Source organism: Kitasatospora sp. NPDC017646 (assembly GCF_044329365.1).
Taxonomy (GTDB): Bacteria; Actinomycetota; Actinomycetes; order Streptomycetales; family Streptomycetaceae; genus Kitasatospora.
On the sequence record NZ_JBIRJC010000011.1, the window covers coordinates 1 to 19,157 of the forward strand.

3 protein-coding genes are annotated in these 19,157 nt (G+C 67.4%); 1 reads left to right on the forward strand and 2 read right to left on the reverse strand.

Annotated elements, in window-relative coordinates; all coding sequences use genetic code 11:
• Positions 1-862 precede the first annotated feature (862 nt).
• Entirely contained in the window at positions 863-8,107 is a 7,245-nt protein-coding gene (locus ACH4J0_RS18890; protein ID WP_396241444.1) for a polymorphic toxin type 28 domain-containing protein, read from the reverse strand.
• Positions 8,108-8,560: 453 nt separating this feature from the next.
• Here ACH4J0_RS18890 and ACH4J0_RS18895 point away from each other — a divergent pair, with 453 nt between their 5' ends.
• Positions 8,561-12,220 (forward strand): ricin-type beta-trefoil lectin domain protein, encoded by a 3,660-nt coding sequence (locus tag ACH4J0_RS18895; RefSeq protein ID WP_396241446.1) that lies wholly within the window; start codon positions 8,561-8,563, stop codon positions 12,218-12,220.
• 1,511 nt (positions 12,221-13,731) lie between these two features.
• Here ACH4J0_RS18895 and ACH4J0_RS18900 read toward each other — a convergent pair.
• The gene (locus tag ACH4J0_RS18900) at positions 13,732-19,062 is read right to left on the reverse strand and encodes a sacsin N-terminal ATP-binding-like domain-containing protein (RefSeq protein ID WP_396241448.1); all 5,331 of its coding nucleotides are present in this window, start codon (positions 19,060-19,062) and stop codon (positions 13,732-13,734) included.
• Positions 19,063-19,157 lie beyond the last annotated feature (95 nt).

Consider the following 19,157-nt stretch of genomic DNA (forward strand, 5'->3'; position numbering starts at 1 on the left):
CGGGCCCACGTCGAGCTTGGCGCCGATCGACCGGATGCACTGGTACTCGGTCTCGTACTGATCACGGGTCTCCAGCACCAGGCGCACCGCCCGCTTCCGGACCTCACTGGGGTATGGCTTCCTCATAACGGACTCGATCCTTCCAAGAGAAGGAGTCTCGGTCAAACCCGCAGCGATTCAGCCGTCAACTACTGCCGTCAGGACGGCAAGAAGCCCCGCCAGGACCTCCACGGTCCTGACGGGGCTTCTTGGCGCTCAAATCATGGGATTACATTCCCTGATGCTAGCTACTGCCGGGCATACCTTTTTCTGGCACGAGCTAGGACGTCGACGGCCTGTGCAGATCCAACGCGCACTCGGACGGCAGGAGACGACGTTTCGCGAAGCGAATCCCCAAGTCCGGCAGCCAAAGCCCGCAAGGCGGCTTCTCGCACAAGACCAAACTCGCTCTCGTCATCGGCGATATCCATCAACATTTTCGCCAAGTCGGCCGGTCCGCCTGCCTTTCGAAGGTGCCTGCCAGTGATGGAAATGGCAATATCTCGAACATCGCCATCAACATCCCAATCGACTCCAACCAGGAATTCACGGAGCTCAGGAAGGAGCTCAGAGGACATCCCCCAGTAGTCCCCAAGAATCTGCACAGCGAGGCGGGACAGCATTGGGTCCACAGGCATGCGGAGATACTGCCTGACGACCTCCGCCTGGGCGGGGGAGCCCCCCAGCCCAACCACATGCAATGCCGTATACAAGTCTCCTTGGCTTGTGCGGCCTTCAGAAATTGCCTCCACGGCAACGCCGAGTTCTTGAGCACTCAGCGTCCCAGATTTCGCCCTACTGAGCATGTCTCTAAATTCTGTCATCAATGCCTCGGGACATATTTCTCTGAGTAGTCCAGCAGCTTGCTTGCCTGGCTAAGTTCGTCCTGAAGCGACGGGAAGATCGGATCATCAACCCCCGCTTTCGACATCTGCACCTTGATCTGGTGAATGCGATTCAGGAGACCCTGTTGAGCATCTCGAACCTCACCAACATGATCCCAAGGAGTTCCATCAGCCTTTCGTGCAACAACCTCACCGCCGAGTTCGCGTTGAGCGGCATCCAAATCCCTGAAGGTGAGATGCTCAGCGATCCTGTCTGTCTTTGTCGGAATGCCACAGCTCGAATTGTGCACAAGCACTGGCGTGGCACCGGCCAGTACATAGTACGTGTGGAGGTCTGCGACTGTGAGGTTATAGGTGAAGACTTTCTGGTGGTAGTTTCGCACGCCCGCTACGGCGGCTGCGGTCCCGTCCGGCTTGCGGAGTTCCTCGCCTGCTCGGAGCTCGCTGGCTTCAGTCCAGCGTTGGTTGGTAAGGCTCCAGAAGGGGTGGTGCCAGGTGGTAGTCAGCGTCGGGCGTTGAGCCGACTGTGATGATCCTTGGTCCGGCGCCTCCTGGAGCGACAGGTCAGTGAAGTCCTCGTCATTCGGCGTCTCAGTGACCGCTGTTACGGCCCTGTGGTCGGTTTCCCCGGTCTGGGGGTCGGTGGCGAGGATGTCGTCACCGATTTTGATCTGCTCGATTGGCTTCTGCTGACCGTTTGCCATGACGACCATGGTTCCGGCGACGAAGCTGTCGCACAGGGCTGCGCGAGCCCTTGCGGAGAGGCCGGGGAGCCGGCCAGGCGCCACCTCTCCAACTCCACCCCTAGCCGCCAGTGCCGCCATGGAGCCGCCGACGTTCATCGCGCTCTTCTCCATGGGAGAAAGGCCGAATGGAGTGACGATGGGATCGCCAGCAGTTATGCCGTTAGCGATCATCGCGTCGGTGCGGCAAACGATGTACAGGCAGTAGTTGGCTTTGAAATAGTCGGCTTCCTCCTCGGAGGCGCCATATTCCCACATTTGCAGTGCGGCCCAATTGATGGCGCTCGATCCGGAGTCGTACTTGGTCATGATGCGGTGCAGTTCTGCATCGCTGATGTCATTCCTGACAGGTTCTTGGTGCTGGGCCATCTCCGCCGTGCGGAGGAAGGCACTCATGGTGCGTTGTTCCAGGGTTGTTGCGCAGGAATTGTCGTGGCGGCAGTCGGTGGAGCTGTATCCCTTGGTTCCAGTGAAAGGAATCTTCTTAACGTCCACGGACCAGGCGCCATGGTCCGAAGTCCAGGTCTCGGTGACGGGACTGTTATCGACCGTGCATGAGCCAAAGCCGCCGCAGGTGCCGTCGGGGCGAAGACCGCTGGGGTCGGAGAGGTTGACAGGGTTGTTGTTGCTGTAGGCGTAACCGTTCCACTGTTGGGGGTCGGCTGCGTCGAGGATGGGGTCGGCGCTGATGAAGCGGCCGGCGGTTGGGTCGTACTCTCGCGCGCCGAGGTTGGTGAGGCTGGTGGCGTCGTCCTTGGTGCCGCCGACGAAGCCCTTGGTCCCGGCCCACTGGCCGGCTGCGGGTTGGGTGCCGCGGGGGTTGCCGAAGGGGTCGGTGAGTCGTCGGGTGACGGTCATGTTGGCGTCGGTGTTGATCTGGACGCCGTTGGTGCCGTGGGGGTCGGCGGCCTGGATGAGGACGGTGCCGCCGCCGATGGGCGCGGTGACGCGCGTGAAGGTCAGGCCGCCAGGGGCGGCGATGGATCGGACGTTGCTCAGCGAGCCGTTGGGAACGGAAGTGTCGAGGGTGAGCTCGTCGGTGGGCAGGTTGAGCGTGGTCTTGCCGGGGTCGCGGCGGATGAGCTGGTTGCCGTCCGCGTCGTAGAGGTATCTGGTTACGCCGGCCTGGCCGGTCTTGGTGAGCGAGTCGAGTTTGTCCTCGCCGTTCCAGGTCAGGGTGGTGGTGCCGCCGGTGTCGGTGATGGCGGTGGTGTTGCCCTTGGCGTCGTACTGGTAGCTGACGGCCTTGGTGCCCGACGGGCCGGTGCTGGTGGAGGTGAACAGGGCGTGCGGGCCGCCGGTGCCTCCGCTGGTGGTGGGGGTGTTGGTGGTTTTGGCGGCTCCGAAGGTCTGGGTGACGGTGGTGTCGTTGAGGCTGTTGCCGGTGATGTCGTGCTGGACGAGGCCGGTGCGGTTGCCGGTGGCGTCGTAACTGTAGGTGTTCCAGTACGGTGCGGGGCCGCCGACGGTGCGTCCGCCGGGGTTGACCGTCGCGGGGCCGGTGGCGTTGTTGCAGGTGCCGATGCCGGGGACGGTGGTGGAGCTGCCGGTGCCGTGCTTGAGGCCGGAGGAGTCGGTCCAGTCGGCGGTGGTGCTGGTGCCGCCGGTGTCCGTCCAGGCTCTGGTGAGCCGGCTGAGGTAGTCATACGTGAAGCACTGGGTGTCGGTCGCCGACGCGTCCTGGACGTCCGTGACGGAGGTGAGCCGGCCTGACGGGGTGTAGGTGTAGCTGGTCTGGTCGGCAGAGACGGTGCCGTTCTGCCGGTCGATGAAGCTATTGATGATCCGTCCGGTCGCCCAGTCGTACTGCTGGGTGGCGACGACCTGGGTGCCGTATGGGCCCACGGTCGTGCGGACCGGGCGGGCCAGCGCGTCGTATTCGACCTGGGCGATGACAGCCTTTTTCAGGCTGGCGGCACCGGTCAGCAGGCCCGTGACGGTGCGGCCGTAGCTGACCGTTTCGGCGGGCAGTCCGCCTGCGGCGGGAATGTCGACCTTCTTCAGCGAGCCGATGACCGGGCTGTAGGTGTTGGTAGTCGTGTAGGTACCGGCGAGGGCGCCCTCGTCGGACGGGATGGTGATGGAGCTGCCGAGCGGCCGATAGGCGGTGTCATAGCCCGTGATGGCTGTGGTGTATGCCGCGCCGGATGCTCCGCCCACATACCGGGTAGAGGAAGTGGCCATGCCCTTGGCGAGAGTGTCATAGGTCCAGGACGCCAACTGGTTGGCCGGTGCCACACTCCCGTTGTATTTGCCAGTCTTACGGTCGAGTACGTCGTAGGTGTAAGCAAGGGTGTTGCCCTTCGCGTCTACGGTGTGGTCGATCCTCGACTGGGTGTCGTAGAACGTCTGACCGCTGCCGGTGTCCGGGTCGGACGACGAGATCTGGCGGCCGCGCAGGTCGTAGCTCTCAGTCCAGGTGTTGCCGCTGCTGTCGGTCCGTGAGGTGGCGAGGCCGGCTGGGCTGTAGCCGTAGCTGGTGACGTCCGCGTCGGCCGGGTTACCACTCGGGGTGGGTGTCTTGTACTGCCAGATCGCGGTGGCGCGGCCGCGAGCGTCCGTGACAGTCGAGGTCGGGGTGCCGCCGGAGGGCGGGGTGACGTCGGTACGGTCGGCGCCGGGGTAGGCGGTGTTGGTCGCCCACTGGAGGTTGCCGTTGGAGCGGAACTCCGCGCGAACTATGCGCCCGTTGCCGTCATAGGTGTTCCAGGTCTGGCCGGGGACCTGCCCGTCCGCAGCCGGGAGGAAGATTGCCTCGGTGGGGAAGGAGGTCTCCTCGTAGTAGGGAGCAGAGGTCTTGATCACCCAGCCGTGCGTGTCGTACACGGTGTCGGTGATCAGGCGTCCGGTGGGCTTGGCGTCACTGGTGCGTTGGGTCTGACGAGGCCGGCCGAGACCGTCATAGATGTCGATGCTCGTAGAGAATGTGACACCGTCGTCGTTGAGAGTCTCGGTCTTGGCGGTGGAAGGGCCGGCGGATCCCCTGAGTGCGTAGGTGAACTTCCGCGTCGGGTTCTCCGTCGTCGGGCGGTCCGGCGCCCAGACCGCGGTGAGCCTCCCCGCGGCGTCGTATTGCGCAGTGATCACCCGGCCGTTCTCATCGGTCTTGGTCAACACTGAGCCACGAGCCTGGTCCCGGGTCGCCGTTGTGGTCCACCCAGCGCCCATCGGGCCAGTCGTCTGCACCTGCGAAGGCAGCTCACCAGAAGCCGGGGTGACGGCAACAGATGTGACGGCGGGCGTCACCGAGGGAGCGCTCGACTGGACGCCGTTGCGATCGTAGGTCGAGCCATCGGTGGTGGCCGTCGTCATAGCACGCCCATAGGCATCGAACGTGCCACTGCCGGTGTGCGCGTAGATCGGATTCCCGGACTGATCGAAGTGGTCGAGGACTTGGGTGCTGGTCGGGTCACCGATGGCGCCGGCCCTCCCCAAGGCCTTGCCGTCATAGAGTGTGCGGCCGCTGGACAGGGTGTTGGCGGCCGTAGCCTTGTCGGAGCAGGATCCTTGGAAGGTGGTCTTCTCCGCGGCCAGAGTCAGTATCTGGGGGTTGTCGCTGGTCGCGTAGGAGATCGTGGTGCAGAGCTCCGGGGTGGCGGCGGTGCCGTCGCCCTTGTCGTCGACCTTGACCACACGGTTGCCGTTGGCTGGCTCGGTTGTTGTCACCGTCGAGGTGGTTCGCCAACTGCCGTCCGCGAGTTTGGCCTTGCTGACGGCAGTAGTCTCGGCATCCGGCCGCCAGGCGTAGATCTTTGGCGCACCGGCGCTCTGAGCATGGGTCGCGGAGGATTGCTGCCCGCTGAAGGTCGCTCCGGATACCGCGGTGACGCTGCCACCCGCCTGATCGAAGGTCTCAGTGGCGACGATGCGACCGGCCAACTGAGCGCTGTCGGTGACGCTGCCTCCGAGCGGGCTGGCGACGTCCGGGACTGTGCGCAGGGTCTTGCCGTCTGCGAGATAGTCGCCGACCATGCCGCGCAGGTAGGTGACTCGCTGCTGGGTCTTCGGAGCCTCACCGGGGTTGGCGTTGCCCGTGGTGATGGTCACGGTCTGGTAACCGCGGAACTGGTCCCAGGTACGGACCTTGGGATCGACGAACTCGGCGTCGTTGCGGTGCCAGGCGGCGCCACCGTTGTAGGTGTACTCGGTGGTCTTCGCGACGGCAGGGGTGCTGACCAGGTCCTGCTCGACGACGGTCTTCACCAGCGGCTTGTCGAACCAGTCGCTGACCGGGTCCTTGCCGGACTGCCCGGGTAGGTACCAGTGGACGGGTATGCAGGCCATCGTGTTGCCGTCCTCGGAGGACGGCATGTGGTTGTTGACCCGGGAGCACTCGGGATCGGTGTAGATGACGTCGATCCGACCGCCCATCTCGGTGGTGATGCCCTGGATACGGGGGCGCATGAACTGCGGCGAGGCCGGGACGAGCCCGTCGACGCGGTTGGCCCGCATCTTGTACTGGAACTGCACCGGCGGCAGGTCAGTGATCTCCGCTTGGCCGTTGCTCGGTACCCGCTGGATCGAGTCGAGCTGGAGCAGGTGCGCGGTGCCGTCACCGGGGTCGGCCAGCTCCTGGTTGAGCTTCCAGGTGTCGACCGTGCGGTACGCGGAGTTCACCAGTACCTGAGTGCTGATCGCCGTCAGGCGTTTGGTGGTGAAGAACGTCGGAGACGAGTTGGTGCAGGTGTTGTCGGTGCAGATCTGGTCGACGGGGGTGTCCGGCCACGCGTTGGCATTGGAGGTGCGCTTGCCCTCGGAGCAGTCGTTCGTCGCGTCAGGCAGGCAGCGTTCAGCAGTGGTGAAGAGCACCTTGGCCGCGGGGCTCAACGCACCCTTGGCGGCCTGCTGCTCGCTCAGACGCTGACCGTAGCCGATCTCCTGGAGGTATCCGCCACGCTGGTAGTCGGTGAGGGTGCCGGCGCTGCCTCCCTGGATGCGGCCGCGCTGGTACTTGTTGCCCTCGGTGGCGTACTTGTACGTGGTCAGGTTGCCATGCGGATCGACGACATAGTCCAGCTGCCAGCGCCAGGCCATCTGGCACCAGGAACTGTTGCCCTTGCCGGCGTCGTAGCACGGGTCGCCGCTGTTGGGCGAGTACACCGGCACGGTGAACACTGAGTTCGCGGCCTGGTCGGTGCCGTCACCGCCGGGCAGGTGGTTGAGACCGAAGTAGTACTGGACACCCTCGGGCGTGGTGATCCGCCAGTACTCTCGGCCCTGGTAGTCGACGTCGCCCGCGCCCTTCGGCGCCCCGGTCAGCTGCTCGACCTTCGTCCCGTCGTCGCCCGCAAGGTGCCAGCTGCCGGTGCCGTCGTCGCGCACGATCTCACCGGAGCGGCCGGAAAGGGAGAGGCTGGCGTTCTGCCCGCCCCAGCACTCGTCGCCGGAGCCGGTGATCCCGTCCTTGTCGCAGGACTTGTAAGAGCGCTCGATGTAGCCGGGCTCATAGCCCCAGCCGTCACCGATCCACGACGGCTGCGCGTTCGAGGCGGAGGTCTTACCGTCCACGTCCGCCGAGTTGTAGCCCAGCGCCACAGCGGGTGCGGCTCCTCCGAGAGCAGGCGGAACCGAGATGGGATAGCTATAGGTGAAGCCACCGGTGTTGGACCCGGAGGTCCAGGATGACGACGAGGTGAGGGACGTGGCCTTGTAGTCGCCCATGGCGCCGGACGGAGGGGGTGCCGCAGAGAGGACCACCGAACTGCCCGTGCCACCCGAGTCGGCCACGGCCAGCGCTTGGCCGGGCGGCGCCCCGGAGAAGGACGCCTTCACAGCACCGCCCTGCCCCTGTTGGGGCGCTGCTTTGGGCGGCAGGACGATATCGGCGGTGATCTTGCCCAGCCCGTCGGCCTTGGCCGAAACCGGTGTCTGGGTACGGCACTCGGGCAGGTCCGGCGTGGTCAGCGCGCAGGAGGGCAGTTCGACGAGCGCCGCCCGGTCCGACCATCCGGCTGCCTGCAGGGACTTCAGGTCCAAGGTGACGGCTGCCCCTCGGCCGCCGCCAGTGGCGGGTGCCTCCGCATCAGTCAGAGCGATGAGCGGCCCGCCGACACCCGCAGCCTTGCCCTTCTCCTGTCCGGTCACCTCGACCGTGACCGTGTGCGCGCTTTCCTCCTTGCCGGTACCAGGAACGACCCGGACCGCCAACGCGCCAGCCTTCGTTCCCGTCTGGCCGCCGGATGCAGGCGACGCACCACCGGTCGCGCGTCTGGCGGCCGCGGCTTCGGCACTGTCCGCTCCTACCCTGACCGTCGCGGTTCCGGTCACCAGAGGTGCCACCGGCTCGGGCTTCCAGTCTGGTGCCTTGGCAACGGGCTGGGACGCCACCGGCTTCGCGTTCTGTCCCTTGACGGGGACCGAAGATCCGCCCAGGGGCGTGTTCGGCGGCGTCCACACCTTCCCTTCCGGCTCGGGGTACGTCCATGCCACAGCTGGTGGCACCGTAATCCCGGTCATTGCCATGGCGATCACCGTTGCCACAACGGGTGACCGCCATCTCCCCCTTGTTGGTATCCCAGCCCGTTTCCGGGCAGGCCAAACCCCCACCGTGAAATCTCCTCACGTGTTGTAGGCACAGCGTCACGCAGACGCAGCGAGTGCCATCATCGTTGTGACGATAGGTGAGGCCTCGGACACGCCGCAGCTCGTTCGACCGCAAGGCATGCCGACTTTGCCAACCATTGACTATCGATCGGGAACGTTTCCGGACATGTCCATGCACGGTCGTCAATCGGTTTGACCAACCCGCTGGAAACGAAGCATCGTTCCCACTCGAACGCGACCTCGCGCAGGAGGCCGCCAATGGGGAGGGGACACAGAAAAGGCATGTCCGCCATTCAATGGACATTCAGGAACACATCACCCACACCGTCTTTGCGACGACGAACCGCCCGAGCGGCTGCGCTCGGGGCGAGCATCGTCCTGAGTCTCGGCTTGCTCGCCGCTCCGACCGCACTCGCCGCCGAACCCACTGCCGCGTCGACGCACGGGCCGGTCGGCGGGGTGGGGCCCGTCGTTCCGTCCACGCCGGCACCGCCGCGCACCCCGTTGCAGCAGGCGATGCTCGATGCGATCGCCAAGGCGAAGTCGACGGGCAAGCCGGTCGTTGTCGATGCGATGACCGACGTGGCTTCGAAGACCGTGGCCAACCCGAACGGGACGCTGAGCACCACTGACAACGCTCAGCCGGTGCGTGTCAAGCGCGACGGCAAGTGGGCCGACCTCGACCCGACATTGAAGACCGGACCCGACGGCACGGTCACCCCCGCGGTGCTCGGCACCGCCGTGTCGTTCTCCGGCGGCGGCACCGGCCCGATGGCCACCGCCACGACCGAGGACGGCAACAAGCTGGCCGTCGGCGCACCGTTTGCGCTGCCGAAGCCGACGCTCAACGGCGCCACCGCCACCTATGCGGACGTGCTGCCCGGCGTCAACCTGCAACTGACCGCGCTGACGGCCGGAGGCTGGCGCGACGTGATCGTCGTGCGGACTCCCGAGGCAGCGGCCAACCCAGCGCTGAAGACCCTGCGCTTCCCCGTCACGGCGAACGGACTCACCGTCGCCGCTGACGACAAGGGCGCCATCAGCGTCAAGGACGACAAGAGCGGGAAGGTGCGCTTCCAGGCGCCCGCCCCGATGCAGTGGGACTCCTCGAAACCCGCCTCCGCCACCCCGCCCAAGGCCGGCAAGGCGGTCGCCGCGCCGGCCGCCGAAGACGCCGGCGCCCAGGGCGCCCCCTCGACGGCCGAGGCGCCAGGCGACGGCGCGAAGGTCGCCCTGATTGGCACCAAGGCCACCAGCGAGGCCATCGAGCTGACCCCGGACCCGGCCGCTCTCGGCTCCGGCACTGGCCCGTGGTTCCTGGACCCGACCCTGATCGCCGTCAGCAACTCGGTCCAGAGTTCGGTCGAGGTCCAGGAGAACCACAAGGACGCCAAGAACTTCAACCTCAAGTCCGACCTGGCGACGGGCTACTGCGGCTTCCACAGCTCGGACCCGAACCAGGACTGCGGCAGTGAGGGCCGCCAGCGGGCCTACTTCCAGTTCACCATCAACCCGGCGATCTACACCGTCCCGGGCGGCGCCGAAGTCCCGCCCACTCTCTACTCCTCCGTCCTCAACGCCCAAGTCTCCGGCGCGTCCAGCATGGGCACCGCCACCAACCTCGGCGTCTACTCGGCCCCGCGCCCGATCGACGGCAACACCAACTGGTACCAGCAGCCGTGCGGCGACAACGGCAACGTGGTCATGGACGGCTGCAGCTACGTCGGCGGCCAGCAAATCACGGGCACCGGCCCGATGTCCGTCGACGTCTCCGGCATGATCAACCAGGCGGCCGCCGGCCACTGGCCCTGGTGGACCCTCGGCATCGCTCCCAGCGACTCCGAATGGAAGAAGGAGTTCCGCCACCAGATCGCGAGCAACCCCAGCATCACCACCAACTACGACATCACCCCCACCATCTGGTACCCGCGAACAAGCCCCGCCCCCGGCTTCGCCGACACCGGAGCGAAGGCCGAGTGCACCAGCGGCGGCGCCCACCCCTGGGACAACTCCGGCTGGGTCGGCAACAACCAGAACATCTACCTGACCGCCAACAGCTACTCCCCCGCCGGCCAGCCGCTCTACACCGGCTACATCATGTGGGACGACCAGGACCCCAACTTCCGTCTCGAACAGGGTGGGTGGGGCGGCTCCTACAACAACCCGGCTCCGTCGACCTCGGTCGGCTCGCTGACCGACGGCCACCAGTACGGCTGGCTGGCCCGCTCCACCGACACCCTGCTCACCTCACCCAACAGCGCCTGGTGCTACTTCCGCGTCGACAAAACCGCGCCGCGCGTGAGCATCAGCTCGACCGACTTTCCTCCGTCCGGCACCCCGAACCCGAACCCGGCCAAGTACGTCGGCGACATGGCGACGTTCACCATCAACGCCGACGACCCGGCCCCCGGCCCGAACCTGTGGGCCTCCGGCGTCGCCTGCATCCGCGTCACCCCCGACCCGACCCCGGTCGTCGGCTGGGGGTGCAACCCGTCCGACACCATCAGGCCTGGCCAGTCGTACACCTACCAGCCGCGCCAGTGGGGCACCAACACCCTGTACGCCTGGGCGATGGACGTCGCGGGCAACTACAGCCAGGCCGCGGTCTACAACTTCTACGTCCCCTGGAGGCCCCACACCCAGCCGCTGTTCGGTGACGTCGACAACGACCAGAAACCCGACATCGTCCTCACCGACAAGACCGGCGACCTGCGGGTCATTGGCGGCACCGCCGAACCGTCAACCTCGCTGGCCGCCCCCGCTTCAGCCGCGCCGGACGGCTCCTCCTGGGCCGACTTCCAGATCAGCCACCACGGCACCCTCGCCATCGGGCAGGCCGTCGACGAGATCGTCGCCCACTACAACAAGGACACCACCTCGAAGCTCCGAGAACCGCTCTATCTGATCCCGAACAGGGGTACCGGCCGCTTCGACGCCCTCAAGCCCATCCCGCTGACCCGCCCGTCCACCTGCACGACCTACGGAACCGGCAAGCCCTGCCCCGACTACACCCCCAAGGTCTGGAGCAACGTCTCCCAGGCGATCGCGTTCGGCACCCCCGAAGGCGAGGCAGTCGCCGGCGACCCAAAGGACCCGAACCACAAGATCATCAACAGCCAAGCCTCCATCCTCACCGTCGAGAACAACAACCTCTACCTCTTCCAGCCCAACGGCACGTTCGACGACCTCGACAGCGCCACCCTCATCCCCACCGCCTCCGGCAGCTGGGCCGACCTGGAACTGCTCAGCCCCGGCCCCGCCAACGGCACCACCACAAGCACCGACAAGACCAACCCGGGCCAGGTCAACCAGACCACCCTGTGGGCCCGCAACCGCACCACCGGCGACGTCTTCGCCTACCCGCTCGGCTGGAACACGAACGGCACCGTCGACTACACCGCGCTCACCAAGCCCGACGCCGGCATCAAGCTCACCACCGGCGTCGCACTGACCGCCGCCAACTACCCGCACATCGGCGCCGGGGACATCAACGCGGACGGCTACCCCGACCTCTGGACCGTCGACAACAACAACGCCATCACCATCTACTCCGGCCAGAGCAGCACCGGAACGACAGGCAAGGTCGACGGCTTCGGCACCCCCAGCATGATCGGCTACGCCGACGCCAGCACCTCGATCCACCCCAGCCTGGTCCCCTGGCAGTGCATGGACGCCGAAGGCGGACCACGCGACGGAGCACCGCTGGCCATCTACTCCTGCTGGAACACCCCGAACCAGCGCTACAACCTCGGCGCTGACGGCACCATCCGGGCCGGCGCCTACTGCGTCTCCACCACCGGCGATGCCACCACCAACGGCACCCAGCTCGTCCTCGCCCGTTGCGCGGACAAGCCCACCCAGAAATGGACCACCCGCACGGACGGCCGCATCGTCAACAACGCCACCATCACCAACGGCGACCCCAACACCGGCCGCTGCGCCGAACTCCACGGCTGGGCAACCGACCAGGGCACCCGCCTCGACATCTGGGACTGCCCCAACCTCCAGGAAAACCTGCGCTGGAGCCTCCAGCCCGAACGCACCCCGTAACGTGGCCCAGAGCGAGAGGAAGAGCTGATCCAGTAAACGTGGGGCGGGCTCCGAAACAACCCGTGGCCCGCCCCGCGTATAACATAGTCCGTCCGTGATCGCCATGCGCTCAAACACACCCTCGTCGCGTCGGACCCTGCTCAGCTGCTCTCCTGCCGGCTGCCCACGGAGAACCCGACCTGATCCGGGAAGCCCGAACTCTCCCCATGCGCCAGGGAACTCCGCGCACGACCTAGCCTGAGCCCTCCGACCACCCGCAGGTGCACCGTCGCCTCGTGATGGATGGGAACCTCGCCTGGAATCGCATCCAGCCCTGTACGCCTCCCCCACTCGTCGGCACGCCGCAACGTGCCTCCCGCGCCATCCCTCCATGACTATTGGCCTGCGCACTCGCCGACCCGCTTGAGACGCGGGTCAGACTGCAGCGCGGCTTCACCACACCGCGCAGAAACCCGCTGGCCAAGATCAAGCGGGGACCTCAGGAAACAGATCGCGCCACGCCTTCGACGAAGGCGTCCGCAGCCACATCACCTCGCCCGAATCCAACGCTGGGGCAGCCGCTGCGCCTGTCGGCGCGCACTTGATCGACGGATTGGAGTGTCAAGTGCAAACGCCCTGGCCGGAATCGGCGATCACAATGGGCAACCGTCAATCCCATTTTTGGCGATAGACAGATCGGACATACAGGAAGGATGCGCGCATAAGGTCACGGGTGCACAATCCCAGGCAGCATCAGGCCTCAGCGCAGGACAGTGAAACCGTGAGACGGATGTGAGAGGCAGGACCCTGAGCACGCCAAAGGCCGTTTCCTCCCGAAGGAGAAAACGGCCTCTGACCTGCGACAATGGAGTTGAACTCCAGTCGGGACGACAGGATTTGAACCTGCGACCCCTTGACCCCCAGTTTAGTAGGGATATCCTATTACCCCTCAAAATCCGCCCACGCACACGCCGTGCGCGTGCAGACGAGCATGTTTCGCGCACCTCGCGCGGCAGCGCGCATGACGTGTGGTCCCCAGCTGGTCCCTAGGTCAGGGGCTTGACGGAGAGTCCGGGTGGCGTTCATGCCTCCAGGGTAACGCCACTCCGGCCGTCAATCCAGTGATTCCGGCAGATCGCCCAGAGAGCCACCGGACAGAAGCCAAGGGGTCCCGGGAGAAATCAATCTGGCCCAGGCCGAACTACAGCCAGAGAATGGTCTCCAGAAATCCCACACTCGCCAATTCCATGTGGCCTCGCTGGAATTCCCGGCGCCCGCCAGCGCTCACTCCGAAGACCGGTCCGAGGCCCGGCGCCACGCACCGCGCGTGCTCCGGGTTGTACGAGCCCAACAACCCACGGCCGACTGGCAGACGCCTTGTCCCGGCCCACGGCCACTCCTCCCGGCCGCGACCCGGTGCGGGCCGCTGCTGCGCGATCAAGCTGCCCTACCCACCGAACGTGCTCCGTGATCACCCTCGCGGCGTGTCGCCAGCGCGCGTCCCAGTCGATCGCGAGCCTCTCCTGCCCGGATCACAAGTGGTAGGTGAAGCGCAAAGCGCCGCCCTCCTCGCGGTAGTACCCGCGTCCCCGCGCGCCGAAGGGGTTGGGGAGCATGTACACCTGGAGCTCTTCGGAGTCGAGGACCGAGGTGATCACCAGCAGCCGCCAACGGTCGTGGCTGGCATGCTGCTGGGCCGCCCGAACCTCGCTCTCCCCGAGTTCGATCTGTCCGCCCTGCCCCTGCGTCGCCTTGACCTCGAACATCAGGGGCTGCTTGCCGGAGCCGACCCGGAAGTCGAAGCCCAGACCGTCGTCCCCCGGTGTCCCCGGGAACGCACCGCGACGGTTGGTGGAGACCCAGCTGCTCTCGTCGGTACCGGGGTACTGTCGGCACAGCCACTGGTAGGCATACCACTCGCCCGCGTAGCCGATCGCTGTTCGCTGAGCCTGGGAGAGTCCGCTGTCCGCCCGGCCACGGCCGCCGCCCGGACGGTGCCTCGCGCCGCTCCCCCCGCTCCGCGGCGCGACCGGGGTGAGCTGGGCGAAGTGGTGACGACCGCCGACCAGCTCGGGCCGGGCGTCCAGGTTTTCGCGCAGCACCGCAGTCAGTTCGGTGAAGTCGCCGGAGTGCACATCGAGCTCCCGGCTCCCCACCGAGATGAGCCGTCGGGCGCGCTCCCTCGCTGCACGGGCCCGGTTCGCCTCGTTCCGTACCTCGTTCAGGTCCTCCGGAGTCAGCCCATGGCGGTCGAGGTCCGCCGTGCAGGGCAGGTCACCCGGCCACTGCCCGAGCGCGGCCAGCCAGGCGACCACATCGTCCGGGCCCAGCAGTCGGAAGTCGAGCGCACCCGCCGTCTCCAGCCGAGCGGTGACTTCCTCTCCCGGGTCGAGGGCCGACAGCGCGTCGGGCAGCGTCCGACCGGACGCCGTCACCAGGGCGGCGAGGTCCTCCGCCTTGCCCGCGATCACGCTCTTGTTCCGGCCGCGCACGTGATCAATCGGCGGCAGCGGGTGCCCCTCGTCCGGGACCGGCCCTCCCAGCCGTGCGACGAGTGCTTCCTCGACCTGCGCCCGCAGCAGTCCGGTATCCGCGACGTCGACGGTGAGGGCCCAGACCGAAGGCGCCGTGATCCAGTCGAGGGTACGGAGCTCCGGCCAGTCGGCCAGCGGTCGCCTGGCGTCGAACTCTCCCAGGGCCGACCAGCGGAGCCGGTTCAGCAGCTCCTTCCGGTGCAGGTCCACGAACGCCCGGAGCGCCTCCTCGTGGGCCTCGCCGTGACTGATCGGCCGGTAGCGCGGAGCCAGGGCGGCCAGGGTGTGGTTCAGCGCGCCGAAATCGATCCCGAGTGCCGCCCTGAGTTCGTCGGTCGACCGGGCCGCGCGGGCCTCGTCGACGAATTGCTCCGCCGTCACCGGAAGTTCGCTCGCACAGGAGCGCAGCGCGGTCGTGAGGTCCTGGGTGTCCCGGGGCGTCGGCTCGGTCAGCTCGTCGGCCTTCGGCCGGCCAAGCAGGTGCACGAGCAGCGGGTAGCCCCGCTGCAAGACACCACCGACGGCTCCGTCGATCCGGCGGCCGGTCTGTTCGAGCTGGTGGATGGAGAGGCCGAGGGCTCTGGCGAGTTCCTCCTGCGCCGGTGCCCGCAGGTCGGCGTGAGCGTCCCCGAGTTTCAGGGCGGCCAGCTGCACCCGGTCGCCGAAGCTGCGGTGCCCGAGCAGGTCGGCCATCGCGACCGCGAACCGGGCGACCTCGCGCCAGCCTCGGTCGCCCTCCCGCGTCAGCAGTAGCGGGTGCTTGGCATCGGGCAGCGGCAACACTCCGTCCAGCCGGTCCGGCACGGTGACCGGCTCCTCGTCCAGGGTGACCTCCCAGTCGGTGTAGCGGTGCAGTCGAACCTCTCGGAGTGCACCCGTCAGCTCGGTGAGGGCGGCATCGCTCGGCCGGGGCGCGTGCGGATCGTGGTCGGCCAGTGCGGCCACCGCCAGGGGAAGCCAGGGGAACTCGTCGACCAGCGGCTCGCCCATGACCGCAGGATCCACCAACTCGCCATCGACGGTCGCCGCGAACTCCAGGGAGTCCACGGCCCGGACCGCACCGGGGCAGATCTTCTCGAGCAAGTCGCAGACCTGCCGGGCGATGCCGGGAAGCACGAGCAATGGCTGTTCCATCTCGCGAATCAGGCGGGCGGCCAGACTGTCCCGGTCACCAGTGACGTACAACACCGCGCTGTCGTCGACGAGGTCGGCGAGGGCTACAGCCACCATCCGGTCGCCGACTTCGGCAAGCAGGACGCCGTCCTCCGGGAGTTCGGGGTCGGGCTGTGCGACGAGCTCGTTCCAGGCACGCTCGTTTGCACGCTGAGCCAACGGCCAGTCGTCACCTCGGACCGCACCGTCCTCGAGGAACCGGCCGAGTGCTGCGACCAGGCGTGCGCAGTCCTCCGGTTCGCCCCAGCTAGGCAGGCCCGCCTCGCCCAGGCGGTCGCGGACCGGCTTCGGCTCGAGCAGTTGGCGCAGCCGCCGGTCGACCGTCGGCGCGAAGGCGGGCTCCTCCTCCAGCCCGGGCGGGCAGTACCATGCCTCGGCTGGGCGCACCCAGCGAACCGCGCGGTCGGCGCCCCGTACCGGCAGCCAAGGCTGCCGGTGGACGAATGCCTCCAGCGGCGTCCGCACGTACTCACGGTCCGTCTTGCGGCTGCTCTCACTCGTCCAGACCGTCCTGAAGTGTTCCGGTGTCCACGTCGCCAGCCCTCGCAGCACGAGCCGGGCGTACGCCCATCGGGCCGCCTCGCCGAGCCGGCCCACGACCTCCTGGCCCGGCAGCCGATAGGCGTGGCCACCGTTATAGGGCGTCTGGGGGTACGACGCGGAGGACCATCGTCGCTCCAGGTGCTGCTCCCACTGCTCGTCGACCCCCTTCGGGAGGTTCGCCATTCTGAGAAGGTTGGCCGTCGTCAGAGCGCCACCGTTGGCCCGCCGCCTGGCCCCCTCCGTGACGACGGGTATCAGTCCGTCGGTGACCCCCACAGCGGTCAGGAAGTCGCGCCATTCATCCAGGGTCTCGCCCCGCTTCACCAGCGTGTCCGGCGGCGCGATCAGGCGCTTCGCGATCCATCGGAGCGCGGACGACAGCTCACGCCCGTCCGCCACCACCGTCGCCAGGTCGTCCCCTGTCGTGCCCGTCCATCCTGCGCCGAAGGCAGCCCCCGAAGCCCGGATCAGCGCCCCGTCAGCCGAGGGTACGTAGAGCCCCACCGAGGACAGTGCCAGCTCTCCTGCGAACTGCCTTGAGCGCCAAAGCCGGAAGACGAACCGGAGGGCCTGGAGACGCAATTTCTGGTCCGCGCTGTCGGCCAGGGCCAGCCGGACATGCTCCAGCAGACCCTTGGCGTCGAACGGCCGGACGAGACCGGCCGACTGCAGGAAGAACTGGACCCGCTGCCGGCGCCCACCGTCATCGTTCTCGGCCCAGCTCAGGTCCGGGTGCAGGCAGAAGAGCCGCTTGCCGAGCACGGCAGGCACCACGAGCGCCCCGTCGTCACCCCGCGCACCGTAACCGGGCTGGAAGAACGCCTGCCGCCGCTTCTCCCGCTGCCCCGGCTTTCCGTTGTCGCCACCGCCGTTCGCGCGCCGGAGCGTTCCGTCCTCGGCCAGCAGGATCATCCGGCCGCGCAGCACCTCCCCGTCGTACTCGAATAGCGTGGCGAGGTCCGCGTACATGGCGTCCCAATCCCGGACAGACTCCCCAACCCCGGGCAGCGGCATCGTGGCCACAATCCGTTCCACCAGGTCCGCCAGCACCGACCGCGGGGGATCCAGCGGGTACTTCAGCGCTCGGCACATCGCCGCCAGTCGCCTGACCCGCTCGGCGCCGACCTCCGGATCCACCACGGCGATCCCGGTCGCGTGTGCCTTCTCCGCTGTGAGCAGGGCGAGTTCGTCTTCCGGCCAGAGAGTGGCACTCCGCGGTGTCGTCCAGCTGGCCTCCTGTGGAGCCCCGTCGATCCGCACCGCCGGAACGATGGCCACCTCGCTCAGGTCGCGGTCGTGCACGCGCCGGGCCGCCGCCGGCAGCAGTCTCGCGGTCGGGCCGGTCGACTCCCAGCTCACCAGGTCCACCGCCATCTGCCGCATCCGCGGTCCTGGCAGCCCTCGTAGCTGCTCGGACGCTGCCAGACAGGTCTCGGCCGCCACTTCGAACAGCAGCCTGTTCAGGGGATGTTCGTGGTCCAGGTCGGTGCGGTCCATCTTCGTGTAGAAGGGGGCGTTGAGGTGGCCCGGAAAGGGTGCAAGGACTTCTTCCCCCAACGGCAGGAAGGTGAAGGTCTGGCCACGCCTCGGCCTGGCGGCTGCCACCGGCAGAGCCACCTCCACCACTGCCGGCTCGGCCCATTCCCGCCAGGACTCGTCCAGCCGGCCCTCCTCGACTGCCTCCTCGACGATGGACCGGAGGCGCTCGTCGTCCACGGTATGACGCGCGATCACGAAGCGCCCGGCCGGGCCGAGATCGACCTCGGCGAGCGAGACGGCAAGGGCCGCCGTGCCGACGACCGAGGAGGGGGCAGCCGGCTCCAGTGACCGCTCGACGCGGGTCAGCTCGCTGACGGTCTCCACCGCACCGGCGACGCGCCGCTCCAGCACCAGACTGGACAACCTGTCCAGGAACAGCATCACCGGAGCCTTGGCAGAAGCCAACTCCTGCATGCGGCGCCGGACTTCATCGAGCGCGGCCCTATGGCGCAGCGGGAGCCGGACCACCGTCACGCTCCCGGCTTCGGCCAGCTGCGCACAGGCCTCCGGCACCTCGGTCACCGGGTAGGGAATCTGGAACGGTGGCAGCTTCTTCACCGCTCGCCGGGCGGCCTCCCGGTCCCCCAGCAGAGCCGCCAGCTCCTCCTCCAAGGCGAACCGGAAGCAGTAGCCGTCCAGCACTGCCGGGCTGGGCCCCTCGCTGCGGGCGCTGTAGATCTCCGGTGCGTCCGTGATCTGCAGGACGCTCCGGAACCCCACCCCCTTGTTGCCTATGCCCTCGCCGATCACCTTCTCGCTGATCGCCAGGTTGCACACTGACTCGACCCTGGCCCAGGTGAAGGGGGTGCCACCGTTGCCGACCAGCAGAGTGCCAAACTCGCCGTCGTCCTCGTCGAGGAGAACGTGCACCCGACCGTCGTGCCGCTGCCTCGGGTGCGCGTCGTGCCCGTTCTGCAGCAGCTCCAGCAGGAAGCGACCGGCGTAGTCCCGCGCGGTGCTGAACGAGGCTGCTCGCAACTGCTCCGGCCCCCGCCAGCGCTTCATCCCCAGCGAGTCCCCGAGTACGTCCAGCGAGTACTCTCGCAACTCGGCCGCATACGCACCGTCGGTCACCGAACCCCCTCGACTCAGAATCCACCCGAAAGCTATCGCACGCTGGCGACAACGGGCGGCGTGAGCTGCGAGTTAGCCGACCAGCTCCCTCGCGG